Source organism: Bacillus sp. IBL03825, assembly GCF_024712505.1.
In the GTDB taxonomy this organism is placed as follows: Bacteria; Bacillota; Bacilli; order Bacillales; family Bacillaceae_G; genus Bacillus_A; species Bacillus_A wiedmannii.
On sequence record NZ_JAMXKE010000003.1, the window covers coordinates 171,407 to 189,529 of the forward strand.

Genomic DNA, 18,123 nt, shown 5'->3' on the forward strand with positions numbered 1-18,123 from the left:
TCTTTAAAAAATCGACATATCTGCACATTGAATACGACTGAGAATTGCCTCAGGATTTTTATTAATAGATTCTGTAAACTGATAGATTGAATCCATCAAATGATCCATCGTTTCATGATAACAATTTGCTAACACATTTTCTTTCATTACCTTCCATACACGTTCAATCATATTTAAGTTTGGAGAATATGGAGGTAAAAATAGCAAATTCAGACAGCGGTTATTTTCTCGTAAAAAAGATTTAAGTCGCTTAGCATAATGATACCTTGCGTTATCTAATACAAGCACAACGTGCTTATTTTTATATTCTTTTAATACATAGTTTAAAAATTGTTGAAATGTTTCAGCATTACATGTATCTGCTTTTGTACAGAGAAATTTACCACTGCTTGCATCAATCGTACCGAATAAAGACGTCGAAATACGCGTTCCTAACACTGCAATTTTCTTTTGTTTCCCTTTTGCCAACCATGTAGCATGAACGGTTTGACTATCTCTAAAGTGACATGCATCTTGATATAAGAGTACGGTATTTTCATCAATTAAGTTTTTTTTATCATATCTAATTGTTTTTGAAATTGTATTTGCTTTTCTTTATTCGCTTGTTTCAATACGTAAGTAGCATTTGTATAGGAAAAATTCATCCGATGTAACATTTTTCGGATGCCTTCACGCGACATACAAATAGCAAATTTCTCTTTGATGACGTATTGGATATTGCGTGTATTCCAGAAAGCTTCTTGACCGAATTGCAACTCCGCTGGAGTTGTATTTAAAATAAGTTGTTTCAATTCTCCCTGTTGTTGCTTAGTTAAATGCGGCTTTTTACCTGGGATTTTTTTACGAGTGAGTAATCCTTCCAGTGCATGTTCTTTGAATTTTTTCACATAACTAGAAACGCTTTGACGAGAAGTTTGTTTTTCTTTTTTCTCTAATTTTCGTAAATCTGATATTGTGAAAGGTTGTGATTTTTGTATTTTATGTGGCATAGCGTATCTTTCTCCCCTTATGCTTTTTACAAACATTATCGGGTATCCTGAAACGATTTATACATGATGATATTTTATAGTGGACTTATATAGTACGTATCAGACAGCATAGAGAAATATCACAAGACCATATTATCAAGTCATGTACGATCTCGATGACACCTACTGCTAAATACGATGTGTCCATCTTGACTGCATACGAAAAAGAGATTGTACAAAGTTGAAACATGTGTTGGATTAAACTTTGCGAGGGATCATACGTTAATTCTGAGGATGAGAAAGCTAATAACAAAGAGTTTACCGTAGATATACAAGGAGTGTCCTGCGAACAAGAAGCTTATGAGAAAATGACAGGATTTCTAGAAAGAATTATAAAAAGCCTTATACAGTTCTCTATATTAAACAGACAGGAAGAACTTTAAAGATAGTTAAAAGTGAACAAAATCGTTATTTCATAGTCAGTAAAAAGAGCATACATATAAGCATGCTCTTGGGTAAGAAAGGCGGATTTCTATGAGTGGAGAGTCTCCATATAATAGCATATGCTTGTCTAGTTAAAAGGTGAAAACAATTTAACCAAACGCTATTTGAATGGAAAAGAAGAACGTGTGTTGTATAAGTGGTACGAAAGTTTATGTAAAATGAAATCCCCTCGCTGATTATAAAAACGGTGAGGGGTTAATGTAAGCTAATTTTTATTGTTATATTATTTATTAAGTATTAATTATAATAACCAATATAACCTAGTGGACTCTTATAAGTACAAACTAACTTTCCTTTAATCCCGTTCTTTGTATAAGTTTGTGGGGGCTTTGAGGAATTAAACAACTCAGAAAATTTATGGTTTAAATTTTCACATTGGTTATCAGAAGCTTTGAGCGGTTCATCATTTATTTGTGCCGCTGATGCACCAGTAACACCAGATAATATAATACCAGTTGCTAATGTTCAAATAGCTAATTTTTCAAACATAAAAACATCTCAATTATATTAGTGATTTTCTATCAATCTTTCTATTAACTTTGATAGACATCTCGATTATACAAATGTAAAAATAAAGAAAAAGTAATGTTTTGTAGATTTTGGAAATTAATTATAAAATTCACAAAATTATGATAATTCTACGTGTTAGCCTAGTATTTTAGCGGTTAAGGTCTTTAATGATACTAGTGAAACTAAATAGAAACTTTATTTTGGACTAAAGGGGGATGGATATGCGTATTCCAATGTACAAAAGAGTGCATGCCTTGTATAAAGGTGATCAGTTTATAAAGGAACAAACAAAATTTCTAAGCGGACAAATAGAAGTCTAGCGTGGTTATAACAAATGCTCACATCAAGTTACGAGAAATAGCGAGAGAATAGCAACAATTCCCTTAGATTGTATTTGTTTGATGATGAAGATCAATGCGAAAATTACATTTTTTATAAAATAACAAAAAATAAAACGAACACTCGTGCCAGAGTGCTCGCTTTCAAACACTTACGTCATTCATTATTGTTATGTTTGTGAGTCATGAACAAGTGAATGATACGAAAAGTAAGGTTCAATATAGTATATTACCTGCTAATAAATAGGTGCCTGTACTATAAAAAAACACTGACTAATTATGTCCAAGGGAGGAAGGGAAAAACCACTATAGTTTGTCTGATGAGCGGTTTTTAAATATTTTTTGTAATTTCATGGTGAAAAATATTTTATCAAAATTGGTAGGACACACCACTTTATTGTCGGATTGGTACATAAGCTATAAGGAGGGAGTATAGTATATGTTACATCATTTAATAAAATTAGGGGAAGCATTAGAGTCAGAAGTAAAGCAATCTAAAGGTAGATTATATTTTGATTCAGTAAATTTTGGAGTTTGGGTGTCAAAAAGTATTTTTTATATAGAAAAGTATCATAAAGATACTTTTCTAGTAGTTCAAATGAAGCAAAGCTATAAAGAAATAGATTATACAAATAATTATGTGTTTTACAGATTAATGTTAGATACATTGAAAATAATATAGGAACAAGAGCTTGAAAATGAAGAAATGCGGGTGGTTAAGGCATAATTGATTGAAGGGAAAGTAATGAGGTTATTGTGCATGGTTTGAGTAAAGAAATTGAATATGGTCTGGCTAGAAAACAAGAGGACACCAATTCATTTAAGCAGCAATTATAGCTGTTTTAGGAATAGGTGTCCTTTCTTACAATTAGTCAATCTATATTTTAAATTTTGTTATGGAATAAATATCAAAATTTAAAATATAGATATCCATTATCATGCATATAAAATACCCTTAATATGGATTTGTTTTTTTACTAGGGGGATAGATGGCATGATGAGTGAAACTATGATATTAGGCCGCTAACCGATAATCCTAGTGTTTATCATGTGTAATAGGGTAAAAGATGAGTTTCAATAGCGTATTTACACACGCAATGGACGCAACTTTATGATATTTGTTATAAGGTTGCGTTTTTAATTTATCATAATACTCGACAATATGATTCTGGCTGTAACGTCTTTGTTTAATCATGTAAGAAAAAGGAGTTTTCGTAAATGTTTATTCCCTCGCTTATTAATAATCCTATCTTTAAAAAATGTTTTTACAGATTGAAAACGTCGAATGTCAATACCAGCATAAGCATTCAATTGTTTGTGACTTGTAAAACGAGTCATATCACCAATTTCAGGAATGGATTCGAGCGTTTGAGTTAATCCTGTCATAACTCGCTTAATGGATTTTTCTAGTTCTTTGATTTGCTGTTGATAGGTACGAGTAACGACAATTGACGTTACTAGAAGAACATCGATTGAGCCTTCTACGACCTTATCCAAGCGATAGGAAGAGCGAACAGCCTTTTGAATTGTTGATACCTGGACATACTATTAACTGGGCTATGGATTATTAAAGATCTGTATATTACAAGTGCAACAGCATATACGCAGAATGGAGAAGTAAAAGCACAAACAGTATCTATATAATTAAAAAGAAGAGGACAAAAGCTCAATATATAGTGGTTTTGTTCTCTTCTTTTTATATGTGTGCTGGTCCTATTGCTGTCAAGCTAAGGTTAGGAAAGGTCAACTTCAGATGAGATTTTCGTCCGTTTTGTTGTAGGAGATTAAACAGATGAAGAAAAATCTTTGATAATACCTGAAGTGAACCCGAATAGTGATACATGAAAAAAACACCTATGCTACCTGTTTCTTGTATTCTATAGGAGACAAGAAACAGGTAGTTTAACTTTTCTTGAATACGTTCCGTATTATAATACTCATTATAATCGTGAATGAGTTGTTTGAGAGTAGAAGTTGAATGTAGTTGTTTTTCTTGTGCATAAAATAATTCAGATTTCAATGAGGAATGAAAAAATTCTATTACGGCATTATCATGACAGTTTCCTTTACGGGACATGCTTGTGGTAATGCCATTTTTTTTAGATAACGTTTGGAAAGCGTTGGAGGTGTATACGGCCCCTTGATTACTATGTAGTATAATTTCAGCCTTTTTTTGTGATTTTATCGCCTTCTCAACTGTTTTTAAGACGAGTGTTACGTCTTGTCTGTTATTTATTTCATACGCAATGATTTCATTGTTATATAAATCCATAATACTTGATAAATACAACATCTCTGTACCAAATGGCAAATATGTAATATCTGTAACCCATTTTTCATTTGGTTTGGCAGCTTGACAGTTTCCATTTAAGAGATTCTCTACAACAATGCTATTTTCTCCATTGATTCAGGTTCTTCTCTTTCTTTTAACTCTACATTGTAAACTTTTCTTTTGCATTATTTTTTGTACAGTTTTTCGATTTAAGTGATAATTATATTTTCGTTTCAATAAAAACTTTATATGGGATTTAAAGTTTTGGAGTGGAAAGAGGAATTGGATATTAATATTATGAGATTTTGAATCTGGAAATCAAGGAAACGATATAAACCGTTTCCCTATAGACTAAAGGTTAATATTATTTAACCAAAAGACCAATAATTGGTCCAACTAAATCTTTTACTGCAACACCAGTTGATAAAATAGTATTCATTTTATCAATAATATTAAAGATGCCTTTAACATTGTCATCTTGGGCTACAGGAGTAATAATTTCATTATTCATAAATAGTGAACCGATAGTTTGCTCTAATGCTGTTTTCATACCTTCAATGCCAGAAATTTTATAGGAAATTAAAGAATGTCTTATTGAATCAAGATTTTTAAAAAATAGTGCCTTAACCTCTTCGGGAAGACTTGAGGATGTTATGTTTTCAACTAAAGCATTAATCTCATTGATTAAATCACTAATTTCTTTAGCATCAATTTTACTTTCATGAAGATCATAAATAAAGCCCATATGTTCACCTATAAAAGATAAGGCCGTTAATGTTTCACTATCTATAAAAGATTTGAAGTGGCCCATATCACCTTCAAAATTCATTGAGGAGAGCGCATTTTCGATATTACGTAAAAACTTTAAATTTCTTTCATTATTTAATCGATTATGTTGCATTATGTATTCTTTTGTAGACAAAAAGAGTTGAAACATAGAATTAATTGAAGAAAGTAAAGCGGTTCTATCATTTGGATCGATTTCAAATACTTTTGTCCAGGTTTCTTTAAATGAAGTATTGTAAGAAGCAAGGTCTTTACAATCAGTATAAGCATCGCTTAAAAGAATATGTAGTTTAATCGCTGGATTTTCCATTATAAAAACTCCTTTTTATTTTCTAGTGTTATTTTACTATATAAAAATAAATAAGTGAAAGAGGTGAAACATTATTTATTTGACTACCTGAAAGGTTAACGAAAATTAGAAGGAATTATTACATGCTTAAAACCGTTTTTTGTATATCTATCATTTACTAATGAAGAAATTCGTTTTGATTTATCTACAATAGAGGAAATATTATTTGAGCAGGATCCAATACATCAAAAAGGACATGTTTTATATTGTAAATCTTTATTTTATCTTGATTATCAAAGAATATGTAGTTTTATGTTGCCTGCAAAAATTAAAGGAAAGACCATACCGGATAGCCAGATTAAGAAGCTATTAAATAACAATGTAACAGGTTTTATCAATAGGTTTGATGGGAAAAATTTATATCTGCAATCTGGGACTGTCCTTCTTGCCTTACACACCATGATAGGGATATTAACGCAAGTATCAATCTAAAGAATGAAGCGATAAGGCTTCTAACCGCAAGGACTGTGGAGCTAGCCTAATAAATTAGAGTTCGATAGAACTCTTTACTTAGGAATCCCCCTCTTCTCAACGAAGTGAAAGTGGGGGTAGTTCAAATTATTCACGCATACAATAAACGAGAATAGTCACATATATTCCCTGAAGTGAGTAATTTCTTAGGGCATTGCGTTAATATGTGCCAAAATCTATTATGAAATATGCAACCTATCGATTTCTTTATAAATATTAAATTTGAATCGTGCTATTTCACAAGCCATTTTAACTTGAATTTTGTAGAGTTAATCTAAGCAAAACAAAAGCGGCCTTAGAATAATTACCCTTAATGATAGGGAAGAGTTTCTATTTTATTAATTTAGAATGCAATTCATATGAACTTATGGTCACTTATGTTGAGTTTACTGTTCTTTAGAGAGTGCTAGTTACATCTATAGGCATAAAGATATTTAATCAATTTGAAAAAAAATTTATTATGATATTGTAGTCTAAATACTGATAAATGCAATTATATATTATTAATTAAAGGATTATTGTATAATTATCTGCCGATTTGGTATATTATATTCTATATGGATGAATAAATAAAAAGCAGCGTGATGGTTATTTTTATTTAAATAAACAATATCTCTAGATTGAGAGGGATGAATTGATGAATAAAAAAATACGAGTATCAGAAGTTGAAATTCAAAATTTTAAAAATGTGATAAACGGTAAAATAACATTTCCAAGTTCAAAGAGGCAATCATTTAATGGAGCTGATGTATTAGGGATATATGGTCAAAATGGATCGGGGAAAACTGCTGTAATTGAAGCATTTGAAATTCTTAGCAAGTTATTAAAGGGTAAAGAACTAGACAATAACCTAACAAGGTTAATTAATCAGGATACAGATACAGCAACTTTAACTTTTACTTTTCTTATTGAAATAGATAATGAAAAGTATGAACTAGTTTATTGTTTTGAAATTACAAAATATAAAAATGATAATTTTGAGAATAAAGATTTTGAGAATCCTAAAAGTGAAGATATTATATATGTATCAAAAGAGGAACTAAAATATAAACAACTAAAAAAGGGAGCTAGGCCAAAAATAATTATCCAGTATTCTCGAAGGGATGAAAGGGATGCACTTAGTCCTAAAACACTCTTTAATAAAGTGAAATCTAATAAGACAGAGTTACTTATTTCTTATAAAGTTAATACTCAACTGGCATTTAAAGAACGTACTTCTTTTCTTTTTAGAAAAGAAGGAATGGAATTTACAAAAGAAATTTTTGATGCAGATGTCTATGAGTTAATACCTATTCTAAAAAATACATTTGCAAATAATTTGTTTATTATTAATAATAAACAATCCAGTTTAATTCTAGCAAATGTGATAATACCTGTTCACTACAAAAAACAAGATTTCAATAAGGGAGAAACAGGCTATGGTGTTATTATACTCGGTACCGAGCCTAGAAAAATGTCACGAGACGTATTTGATAAGACCTATAATATGTTAAAAGCTATTAGTAAAGTGTTAAAAGAAATTATTCCTGGATTAACTGTAGAATTGAGAGAATTAGGTGAACAAACCCTTAACGATGGAGATGTTGGTGTAAGGGCAGAACTTATTGCCATTAGAGATGGAATAGCATTACCAATAGCTTTGGAGTCTGATGGTATAAAAAAATTAATATCTATACTAAGTTCATTAATTGTTATGTATAATGACCCCAATGCTTGTATTGTCATAGATGAATTAGATGCAGGTATATTTGAATTTCTTCTGGGAGAAGTAGTCAAAATTTTAAATGATAGCGGAAAGGGGCAGCTATTGTTTACTTCTCATAACCTGAGATTGTTAGAAGTATTAGAAAAAGATAATTTAGTTTTCACTTCCATAAATCCAGAACAAAGATATATTAATTTAAAAGGGATTAAAGAAACGAACAATATTAGAGATGTTTACATAAGAGCTATTCAATTAGGAAATGATGAGGAATCAGTTTATGAAGCAACAGATAGGTACGATATCATGGATGCTTTTGAAGAAGCAGGTGAATTAAATTTTGGCTAAAAAAAAAGTAGTAATTGTAATAGTAGAAGGAATTTCTGATGAACGAGCACTCTCTTCAATTACTAAATATGTAAAAGAAATATTTGATATCCACATTCATTTTGCAAATGGGGATTTATTTTCTAAACATATTGATTTACGAAAGGGAATTAAAGGGGCTATTGGCGACGAGATACAGAAAGTTATGAACGAGAGAAAATATCTTAAAAAGGAAATATTAGCTGTTATTCAAGTTACTGATACCGATGGTACCTTTATTGAAGACAAATCAGTTGTAGTGGACGAAAATATAAATGTAAAAACACTGTATCTTGATGAAGTTATTAAAGTTTGTGATCAAAATGGGGCAATACACATAAAGCAAAGAAACAAAGATAAAGCCTCTAGATTAAAAACTATGTTTACAACAGATAAAGTGAAAACATTTCCATATTATCTACTGTATTTTTCATGTAATTTAGATCATGTGATTCATGATGAGAGAAATATGGAAGATCAGAAAAAAACTCAAAAAGCTCGTGAATTTAATAGTAAATTTAAAGGGAAGCCTAATGATTTTTTAGAATTTTTCAAAGAGAATCAATTTGTTGTTGATGGAACGGTAAGGGAAACCTGGGAATTTATCCAAAGTGAAAATAACTCTTTAAAGAAATTTTCTAACTTTCATTTAATCTTTAGTATATTAGATATGTTAATGAAAGACTCCAAACTAGGTGCAAGTAAATTTATAGATAAATATAGTGAAATAGGTATAGAGCAAGAGCTCAAAAAGTAATATGGTGATTTAATGAATTCCCCGAAAGAATTCTCCTTCCTCAAGCGTGTGCAGGGCGATGGCCCAACGATAGGTGGGAGATGAATTTCGGTTTGGCGTAGCCAAAAAGCACTTAACTGTGCTTTTTATTTTCCCTATGATATAATCAGTCTTATAAAGTATAAAGGTTGGTATATCAATGAAATTAGACAGTAATAATCATTCGGTGTTTTTGCTGTACTACCATCTTGTATTGGTCGTCAAATACAGAAGAAATATATTTGACGATGATATGTCAGACTATGCAAAAGACATGTTTGTCAGGTTATCCAAGAATTACAACATAACACTGGTAGAGTGGAATCATGATGTTGCCCATGTACATATCTTGTTCAAGGCACATCCGAATACAGAAATGACAAAATTCATTAATGCTTATAAAAGTGCAAGTTCTCGACTCATAAAAAGAGATTTTCCACAAGTAAAAAGGAAACTTTGGAAAGAGATGTTTTGGTCAAGAAGTTTTTGCTTACTAACTACTGGTGGTTCACCAATAGACGTGGTAAAGAAATATATTGAAAATCAAGGTGAAAAGTGAGGTGGAATGATATGACAAAGCATAATAAAGCCTATAAATTTCGTTTGTATCCAACAGAAGAACAAGCATATCTTATGCGTAAAACCTTCGGTTGTGTACGTTTCGTGTATAACAGAATGTTAGCTGAACGTAAAGAAGCGTACGAAAAATACAAAGATGATAAGGAACAATTAAAGAAACAAAAGCTTCCAACTCCTGCGAAATACAAAGCAGAATTTGAGTGGTTAAAAGAAATTGATTCATTAGCTTTGGCAAATGCTCAACTAAACTTGCAAACTGCCTATAAGAATTTCTTTCGTGGTCAAAATGACTTCCCAACATTCAAAAGCAAAAAAGACAGAAAGTCTTATACAACGAATGTAGTAAATGGAAATATTATGTTGCTAAATGGTCATATCAAATTACCAAAATTGAAAATGGTACGTATCAAACAACATAGAGAGATACCACAAGGCAATATGATCAAGTCATGTACAATCTCCATGTCATCCACCGGTAAATACTATGTATCCATTTTGACTGAATACGAAAAAGAGATTGTAAAAAAAGAAGTAGAAACATTTGTTGGATTAGACTTTGCGATGGATGGATTATACGTTAGTTCTGAGGGTGAGAAAGCCAATTATCCTAAGTTTTATCGTAAAATATTAGACCAATTAGCAAAGGCACAACGAGTATTATCAAGAAGAACAAAAGGTTCTATTCGTTGAAATAAACAACGTATCCGTGTAGCTAAGTTACATGAAAAAGTAGCGAACCAACGTAAGAACTTCCTTCATCATAAGTCTAAAGAGTTAACTACTCATTTTGATGTTGTAGCTATTGAAGACCTAAACATGAAAGGAATGTCGCAATCACTTCATTTTGGAAAAAGTGTCGCTGATAATGGTTGGGGTATGTTCACTTCTTTCTTAGCTTATAAACTAAATGAACAAGGAAAACAACTTGTGAAAATAGACAAATGGTTTCCTTCTACAAAAGCTTGTAGCAGTTGTGGAAATGTGAAAAATATGTCATTGTCTGAACGAGTCTATTCTTGTATATGCGGTGTAAATCTCGATAGAGATTATAACTCAGCTATCAATATCAAAAATGAAGCAATACGCCTAATAGCGTTAGCTTAAATAGTATTGAACTACCCCCACTTTCACTTCGTGTAGAAGAGGGGGATTTCTAAGTAAAGAGTTCTATCGAACTCTAATTTATTAGGCTATCTCCACAGTCCCTGCGGTTAGAAGCCTTATCGCTTCATTCTTTAGATTGATACTTGCGTTAATATCCCTATCATGATGTGTACGACAAGAAGGGCAGTCCCATTCACGTAGGTTTAGATTTTTAACGTCTTTGTTTTGATATCCACAACAAGAACATAATTGGCTGGAAGCAAATGTTTTCGATACGACAATGACTTGTTTGCCGTACCATTTTGCTTTATATTCCAACATAGTTCGAAACTGTGACCATGATACCTCACTAATTGCTTTTGCTAACTTATGATTCTTTAGCATATTCGATACTTGTAAATCCTCTATACCAATAACATCGTGGTTTTTGATGATTTCAGTTGAGACTTTGTCCAAGTAATCTTTTCTAGCATTCGTCATGTATTCATGAATTCTAGCTACTTTTACTCGTTGTTTATTCCAGCGAGAAGATCCTTTCGTTCTTCTAGAAAGAACACGCTGTACTTTCGCCAACTTCTCTTCTAATGATCGAAAAAACTTCGAATTTTTATAGATTGTTCCATCTGACAAAATGGCGAAATCTTTTAGTCCCACATCCATTCCAATATAAGATCGTGTTTTTGGAAGTTCTTGCACTTCTGTTTCAACTAACAATGACACAAAGTATCTACCAGAATGGTTCCGTCTAACTGTAGCATTTAAAATACGTCCCTTTACTTCACGACTTTTGGCAAATCGAACAAGACCTAGTTTTGGCAATTTCATTTTGTTTCCTACAACGGCAATGTTTTCATTTGTTTGTTTTGTGGTATAAGATTGTACGTTGTTCTTCTTAGATTTGAAACGCGGGGCACTGTTTTGTTTTTTGAAAAAGCGTGTATAAGCATCCGCAAGGTTGCGAACAGAAGACTGAATCGCAATACTATCCACTTCTTTTAGCCAAACAAACTCTTTCTTCATGGCAGGAAGTTTGGCAGAGCATGTACCATATGTCAAACCTTTCCCTGTCTCTTTGTATGCGTTATCCCATAGAGATAGGAAATGATTGAATACAAAACGAGAACAGCCAATCGTTTTATTGATTAGGGTTGCTTGTGCTCTATTTGGATAGATACGAAATTTATATGCTTTATTGATTATCATTCGCTTCACCTCCATTTCGATATACATCCATTATACAACAAACATACATTGGATAGGTAGTGAATGAAGTAACACTTTATGTATGTCGAACAATTAAGATGGCATCTTGCCATCCCTTGTCCGAAGCCAATTCATCTCCCACCTACTCACTTCGCGTTCCTTGAGGAAGGAGTCTTCTTGGCTAAAATGATAAAATAACCTTTGGAACAAGGGAGTTAGCTCGGCTGTCTTAGGACGAATTCGTTAGCTATCAAAAGTAGCGACTAACCGAGAAGCCCCCACTTCAAACAGTCCGTTAGGACGTTAAGTGGCGGGTAGTTCACGTTGAAAAGTACTCATTTGGGTGCTTTTTTTCTCTATCTTACATATACAAAAGGGGATTACATCATGAATATTATTGATTTAGAATTAGTCTGAAAGCGCAAAATAAACAAAGATGAAATGATTACTATACCAATTATTGAACGAGTCTGTGAAAAAAATGGAGAAATTCAGTTTGAAGTAACTGGTGAAAAAGAAGTATCTATTGCTTGGCTAGAAAAGGAATAGATACTTCTATCCTTTATCTAAACAAGAATTTGTATTGTTTCTACAAGTTCTTGTTTATTTTTTTATAGGAAAAAAGTGAATTTTTGAATATTATTTCACTTTCATTTTTTCTCATTCATTGGCTTTTTTGTAATTATGTTAATTTCTCCTAAGAAACTAACGAAAGTATATTTTCGAAATATGATAGATAAAAGGATTAAACATACAGGAATGAACTGCCTGTGTAAAATTTTGGAACTCCATTTGGTGAATCAAAGAAATAACATCTAGGCAACATATTTCCTTTGCACTACTCACCACTTAACGTCCTGACCACCTATTTGAAAACGTGCAGGTCTTTCTAATTTGAATATTGATTTACTAATATTTATTCTCTAGTGATGTTCAAGTTACTTTAAAATACAAACTGCCAAGTGAATATGAAATATTGCATACAGAAACACATTGTAGTTTAAATAGGTGGTGATTATAATCTAGTTAGCATGATAGTTCTTTAAATAACGGTTCGGATATTTTTTAAAGGCTTAAAATCATTTTCACTATATATAATGATTTTATAAAAAAAGAAAATGGAGGAATAATGAATGAAATTTTTAAAAGGAATGCTGGTTTCTACAATTGTGCTTACAGCTTTTACGGGAGTAGGGAATAACACGAATATTGTGAATGCTGATTCAGATGATTCTAAAAAACAGCAAGTAGAATTTAATGTAGAAAAAGAAGAAGGGAAACAAATAGTTGTAAAGTTTAAGAATGAGGTGAATTTACCATATGAAGATGGCCTTGAGGAACGAATCAAACATGAAAAAAATGATAAGGAATTAGAAAGGTTTTTTTCGGAATTCTCAAATTTAACATTAACTCGTTTATTTACATCTGTAAGCCCTGAAGAAATTCAAAATATAGATAAAAATATAAAAACGGATAATAATAATTCATCTTCAAATTTATTAAACTATTATATAGTTCAAGTTCCTAAAAATGTACAAGCAGAAACATTGGTAGAAAAACTTAAAACATCCTCTTTAGTAGAAGAGGTATATGTTAAGGAAATGCAAAAATTAACACCACCTGAAATGCAATTACCTAATTTAGCCCTTAACCCATATAATGATCCTAGATTTAAAAAACAGGGATATCTTGAAGCTGCACCAAATGGTATTAACGCACCGTATGCATGGGGAATTAAGGGCGGTGATGGAAAGGGTACAACATTTGTAGATATGGAATATGGATGGTTATTAAATCATGAGGATTTAGTGCATCAAAATATCGAACTTATGTCTGGACGAAATATAGATCAACATGTTGGTCATGGAACTTCGGTACTAGGAATTGTTTCATCCGAAGATAATGAGATTGGTAATATTGGTATTGCGCCAAAAGCTAAAACAAAAGTAATTTCTCAAATAAGAGACAATGGTCTTTATAATACAGCCGATGCCATACTGAGTGCTGTAAATGATTTAAACGCTGGTGATGTTTTATTATTGGAAGCCCAAGCATCCTATGATGGATATGGCGCTAATTATTTACCAGTTGAGGTGCAACCAGATATATTTGATGCCATTCGTGTTGGAACGGATAAAGGGGTAGTGATTATAGAGGCAGGGGGAAATGGCTCTAATGATTTAGATCAATTTAGAGATAGGAATGGAAAACAAGTCTTGAATCGTAATAGCAAAGATTTTAAAGATTCAGGTGCAATAATGGTAGGTGCTGGCTCATCATCTGTCCCGCATGAACGTTTATGGTTTTCAAATTATGGAAGTAGAGTTGACGTATATGGATGGGGAGAAAATGTAGATACAGCTTCTGCAGAACAAAATAGACATGCTATAAATCTATATACATCTAGCTTTAATGGTACGTCTAGTGCTGCACCAATCATTGCTGGTGCAGCAACTTCCATTCAAAGTATTGCTAAAGAACATTTTGGAAATCCCTATAAACCAGATGAGTTAAGAAATATATTAAGTAGTCCTAGCACAGGAACGCAATCTAAAAATCCATCTATTGATAGAATTGGAGTTTTACCAGATTTGAAGTCCATATTATTAAACTTAGGATTCAAATCAAATGTATCAGGTTTAGGGAGTTTAGAACACCCACAGGATCTACAAGCAACGGAACAAGAGCCAAATAATCAACCTAAACAGGCAAATCTGTTGGATTTTAGTACAAATATAAAAGGAAATCTTAATGGAAATGATAATGTAGACGTGTATTCTTTTAATATTGACGCACCGCAAAATATTGATATTTCTGTATTAAATGAAAATGAGATTGGAATGACATGGGTACTCCATCATGAATCAGATTTACAAAACTACGTAGCGTATGGACAAAATGATGGTAACCGCATTAAAGACACATATGAGGCAAAACCAGGGAAATATTATCTATATGTCTATAAGTTTGAAAATAAAAACGGTACATATTTATTAAACGTGAATTGAACTACCTCCACTTAACGGCCTTCCGGCCTGTTTGAAGTGGGAGATTCCTGCTAAGATAACCGATGTTTAGCAGGTTCTGCCCGTAGTTCCTACGGTGAGAGCTAAAGTACCTTGTACGTTGACCCACCATGCTTCCTACTTTAGCTTGGTTTTCGCAACTTCGGCAAGCGTGGGACGATAGGACGTTGAAGATTTTACGATTGCAACGATTTTTCTGCAACCAACCTCATGTCTTCAGTTTTCAATGAGCAATCTGTACAAGTATATAGTAGCAAACATTTTGGCTTACGCTAACCGACAGAAGAATCCCACCTATTTGTTGGTGCTATCTCATCGCTATCCAGCTAATAAAAAGAAATACCCTCAAAATGAAAAAATACGTTATTCTTTCTGTAGAATCATAGGAAAGGATGACGTTTTTTATGTCTGTTTCTGTGTCTGACGAATTACAACTATTTGCTCAAGAGATTCAAAGTGTTTTATCTCCAAATACCTTACGGGATCTTGCTAGAGATGTTGGTTTTGTACAACGAACCAGTAAATACCAAGCAAAAGATTTAGTAGCTTTATGAGTATGGGTGAGCCAAAATATAGCTATGAATTCTTTAACACAGTTATCTAGCTGTTTAGAAGCATCAACGATTTAATAAGGCGGCCGTCCAACTTTTACAACGCCTACTAGCCGAACTACTAAGCAAAAAATTGGCCGCATCTATGCCGATTTCTTCTCTATACACTTCTGTTTTCAAGCATATTCGTATTTTAGATTCAACTGCATTTCAAATCCCGGATGTATTTTCATCGGTTTATCCAAGTGCAGGAGGATGCAGCCATATAGCGGGGGTGAAGATTCAGCTTGAGTATAATCTATTAAGTGGACAGTTCTTACAAAATCAAACTGTAAGAGAAAAAAGAAAGGAATGAAGTATTCTACTCGTAGTAAACGACTTAGCGATATCAATGTATATATGACAAATACCCCTACAGATATTATTCCGACGGGACAAGTACATGATTGGTATTCTTTACGTTGGCAAATCGAGATTTTATTTAAAACGTGGAAATCATTCTTTCATATTCATCACTGTAAAAAGATAAAACCAGAACGATTGGAGTGCCATCTATATGGTCAATTGATTGCCATTCTACTATGTTCTTCTATCATGCTTCAAATGCGCCAATTGCTCCTCATGAAGAAAAAACGAGAGCTTAGTGAGTATAAAGTCATATATATGATTAAAGACTATTTTCTTCTTCTATTCCAAACTATACAAAACATACTAAGATTAGTAGTGTAGACCAAGGCATTGGTTCGCACTACTATTTTTTATATAGTAGAAGTGAAGAGAAGGTCGTGAGTGTTTTGGGATCCTGAATCCGTATACAAAACCGACCTTTTTCACTTACCTTATTTGAATCAGTTTTTAGTATGTTGGTCTTCGAGATCGTGTATAGGAAATGAGAATAGATAAGTGTAAGTTGAAGACTTCAATTCCACCTGAGGAGGAGCTATATGAAATACTTTATTGCATTTGATGTCAGTATGGGTAAAAGTTATATGGTAATTTATAAAGTACAAAAACAATGTGTATTCGAAAGTGAAATCAAGCATACTAAGCCTGATTTTAAAAAGCTACAAGAAAAGATACATAAGCTTACAGATGAAACCGGCGAATCACCCGAAATTGTGTTCGAAGCAACAGGAATCTATTCCAGACAGCTAGAACGATTTATGCAAAATAACCAGTATATATGTTGTTTATTAAACCCACTAGAAGCCAAAATACAATGTGATTCCTTGCGGATTCATGAGACAGGCCGAAGCGACGCACACCGATTAGCTCTCACTCATTTTACGGTTACCCGAAGGGTATCTACCGGAACTGATAATTTATTCTATCAGGTAAAATCTCTTTCTAGATTATATAGTAAACTGGATGATGAATTATCAATAATTCGCGGCCGTATGCATAAAGTAATCCAATTCACATTTCTAGAATTGGAAAGAATATTTACTAGTAGATCTGATTTGTTTTTAAATTTTGTTCAACTATTTCCCCACCCAGATTGTGTTTTAGGCCTTTCTAAAACCATTATAAAAAATCGTATTCGTGCCAACACCAATAAAAAAATATCAAATATTACGGCGGAGAAAAAAGCGATTTAGATACTTGAAATAGCGAAAATTTGCTATCCTGCTGTTTCTCAGAACGATGTTCTGTGTGGCCAGCTCAAATTATACGCAAGGCGCTATCAAGAGCTTCTTCACCAAAAAGAAAGCTGTATTAGTTAGTAAGATGGTGTATGTAGCTGAGCAACGTGCAGAATACGATGTCATTCGCAGTCTTCCTGGAATTGGACTGAATCCTGTCGTACGCTTGATGGCTGAAATAGGAGATATTACTCGCTTTAACAATAACAAGCAACTCAATGCATTTGCTGGTATTGATATACGCCGTTTTCAATCAGGTAAAACCTTTTTTAAAGATAAAATCAATAAACGTGGAAATAAACATTTGCGGAAGCTCCTTTTCCTCATCATCCAGAACATGATTAAACAACGACGTTACGGACAAAATCATATTGTTGAGTATTATGATAAATTAAAAACGCAACCTTATAACAAGTGTCATAAAGTTGCGTCCATTGCATGTATAGATAAATTATTGAAGCTTCTCTTCTATCTCATTACACATATATAGTTCGTTTATTATGTAGCTCATGTTTAAATTATTGGAGGTGGTTAGATTGAGAGTTCAAGAAGTGAAGCTAAATTGTAATAAAAAGAGGTATTTGTTACTAGCTGAGCAAGGTAAACCTGTAATACCAGTAGTAAAGTACCTCAAGTTTTTAGACCAAACAGGAAAGAGTGACAATATTCAGAAGACATATTGTTATGCCTTAAAGCAGTATTTTGATTACCTAGGGGAAATTGATAAAAACTACATGGAGATTATCTTACAAGACTTATCAATCTTTGTTGGATGGCTGCGGAATCCATATAACAGTGATAAAGTTACTCCTTTTAAAGAATTTAAGGCAAAAAGAGCAGAGAGAACAATAAACCTTACGGTTACTATGAAGTGAACCCGAATAGTGATACATGAAAAAAAACACCTCCTGAATTCGCATACTAAGTATGCAAATTCAACGGAGGTATTTTTCATTTGAAAGAAAGCGTACATTAC

At 32.6% G+C, this 18,123-nt stretch carries 11 protein-coding genes and 7 pseudogenes; 11 read left to right on the forward strand and 7 right to left on the reverse strand.

The window, feature by feature from the left end:
• Window positions 1-3: 3 nt before the first annotated feature.
• Window positions 4-579, reverse strand: coding sequence for an IS630 family transposase (locus tag NHG49_RS30330; protein WP_308665820.1), 576 nt, complete (start codon window positions 577-579; stop codon window positions 4-6).
• On the reverse strand, window positions 543-989 hold the full coding sequence (locus tag NHG49_RS30335; protein WP_258127135.1) for a helix-turn-helix domain-containing protein: 447 nt from the start codon (window positions 987-989) through the stop codon (window positions 543-545). The genes NHG49_RS30330 and NHG49_RS30335 overlap by 37 nt, the downstream gene beginning before the upstream one ends.
• Window positions 990-1,078: 89 nt before the next feature.
• Here NHG49_RS30335 and NHG49_RS30340 point away from each other — a divergent pair.
• A pseudogene (locus NHG49_RS30340) lies at window positions 1,079-1,288 on the forward strand (RNA-guided endonuclease TnpB family protein); the annotation flags it as partial.
• A gap of 1,471 nt (window positions 1,289-2,759) precedes the next feature.
• Complete coding sequence (locus tag NHG49_RS30345) at window positions 2,760-3,002, forward strand: hypothetical protein (protein WP_258127136.1); 243 nt, start codon at window positions 2,760-2,762, stop codon at window positions 3,000-3,002.
• Between the two features lie 354 nt (window positions 3,003-3,356).
• On the opposite strand, the pseudogene NHG49_RS31945 reads toward NHG49_RS30345, so the two are convergent.
• From NHG49_RS31945 to NHG49_RS30360, 4 genes and pseudogenes are all read right to left on the reverse strand, one after another.
• A pseudogene (locus NHG49_RS31945) lies at window positions 3,357-3,853 on the reverse strand (transposase); the annotation flags it as partial.
• A 163-nt stretch (window positions 3,854-4,016) separates the two neighbouring features.
• Window positions 4,017-4,727 (reverse strand): IS3 family transposase, encoded by a 711-nt coding sequence (locus NHG49_RS30355; protein ID WP_374987943.1) that lies wholly within the window; start codon window positions 4,725-4,727, stop codon window positions 4,017-4,019.
• Window positions 4,728-4,829, reverse strand: coding sequence for an IS3 family transposase (locus NHG49_RS31790; protein ID WP_374987938.1), 102 nt, complete (start codon window positions 4,827-4,829; stop codon window positions 4,728-4,730).
• Between the two features lie 127 nt (window positions 4,830-4,956).
• Window positions 4,957-5,688: a hypothetical protein gene (locus tag NHG49_RS30360; protein ID WP_258127137.1), complete on the reverse strand. Its 732-nt coding sequence runs from the start codon at window positions 5,686-5,688 to the stop codon at window positions 4,957-4,959.
• A gap of 306 nt (window positions 5,689-5,994) precedes the next feature.
• Here NHG49_RS30360 and NHG49_RS31795 point away from each other — a divergent pair.
• The 5 genes and pseudogenes from NHG49_RS31795 to NHG49_RS30385 form a co-directional block, all read left to right on the forward strand.
• Window positions 5,995-6,209, forward strand: a pseudogene (locus NHG49_RS31795) (zinc ribbon domain-containing protein); the annotation flags it as partial.
• Between the two features lie 626 nt (window positions 6,210-6,835).
• On the forward strand, window positions 6,836-8,248 hold the full coding sequence (locus NHG49_RS30370; protein ID WP_258127138.1) for an AAA family ATPase: 1,413 nt from the start codon (window positions 6,836-6,838) through the stop codon (window positions 8,246-8,248).
• Window positions 8,241-9,023 (forward strand): hypothetical protein, encoded by a 783-nt coding sequence (locus NHG49_RS30375; RefSeq protein ID WP_258127139.1) that lies wholly within the window; start codon window positions 8,241-8,243, stop codon window positions 9,021-9,023. Before NHG49_RS30370 ends, NHG49_RS30375 begins: the two co-directional genes overlap by 8 nt.
• Before the next feature lie 178 nt (window positions 9,024-9,201).
• Window positions 9,202-9,600, forward strand: a complete 399-nt coding sequence (gene tnpA / locus NHG49_RS30380) for an IS200/IS605 family transposase (RefSeq protein ID WP_258127140.1) — start codon at window positions 9,202-9,204, stop codon at window positions 9,598-9,600.
• An 11-nt stretch (window positions 9,601-9,611) separates the two neighbouring features.
• Window positions 9,612-10,724: pseudogene (locus NHG49_RS30385) on the forward strand (RNA-guided endonuclease TnpB family protein).
• Between the two features lie 81 nt (window positions 10,725-10,805).
• Here the strand turns inward: NHG49_RS30385 and tnpB are convergent.
• A complete protein-coding gene (gene tnpB, locus NHG49_RS30390; protein WP_258127141.1) occupies window positions 10,806-11,927 on the reverse strand; it encodes an IS200/IS605 family element RNA-guided endonuclease TnpB in 1,122 nt (373 codons plus the stop codon).
• Between the two features lie 1,133 nt (window positions 11,928-13,060).
• On the opposite strand from tnpB, the gene NHG49_RS30395 reads away from it, so the two are divergent.
• The 4 genes and pseudogenes from NHG49_RS30395 to NHG49_RS30410 form a co-directional block, all read left to right on the forward strand.
• Window positions 13,061-14,935 carry a S8 family peptidase gene (locus tag NHG49_RS30395; RefSeq protein WP_258127142.1) on the forward strand — a complete coding sequence of 625 codons (1,875 nt, stop codon included), beginning with the start codon at window positions 13,061-13,063 and terminating at the stop codon, window positions 14,933-14,935.
• Between the two features lie 422 nt (window positions 14,936-15,357).
• Window positions 15,358-16,209: pseudogene (locus NHG49_RS30400) on the forward strand (transposase); the annotation flags it as partial.
• Between the two features lie 239 nt (window positions 16,210-16,448).
• Window positions 16,449-17,637, forward strand: a pseudogene (locus tag NHG49_RS30405) (IS110 family RNA-guided transposase).
• Between the two features lie 46 nt (window positions 17,638-17,683).
• A pseudogene (locus NHG49_RS30410) lies at window positions 17,684-18,016 on the forward strand (tyrosine-type recombinase/integrase); the annotation flags it as partial.
• Between the last annotated feature and the right edge of the window lie 107 nt (window positions 18,017-18,123).

Excerpts from the sequence above, each read along its gene's own strand:
- tnpA (WP_258127140.1), top strand. The coding sequence starts at position 9,202 with ATGAAATTAGACAGTAATAATCATTCGGTGTTTTTGCTGTACTACCAT.
- NHG49_RS30360 (WP_258127137.1), bottom strand. The coding sequence starts at position 5,688 with ATGGAAAATCCAGCGATTAAACTACATATTCTTTTAAGCGATGCTTAT.
- NHG49_RS30335 (WP_258127135.1), bottom strand. The coding sequence starts at position 989 with ATGCCACATAAAATACAAAAATCACAACCTTTCACAATATCAGATTTA.
- tnpB (WP_258127141.1), bottom strand. The coding sequence starts at position 11,927 with ATGATAATCAATAAAGCATATAAATTTCGTATCTATCCAAATAGAGCA.
- NHG49_RS30370 (WP_258127138.1), top strand. The coding sequence starts at position 6,836 with ATGAATAAAAAAATACGAGTATCAGAAGTTGAAATTCAAAATTTTAAA.
- NHG49_RS30395 (WP_258127142.1), top strand. The coding sequence starts at position 13,061 with ATGAAATTTTTAAAAGGAATGCTGGTTTCTACAATTGTGCTTACAGCT.
- NHG49_RS30345 (WP_258127136.1), top strand. The coding sequence starts at position 2,760 with ATGTTACATCATTTAATAAAATTAGGGGAAGCATTAGAGTCAGAAGTA.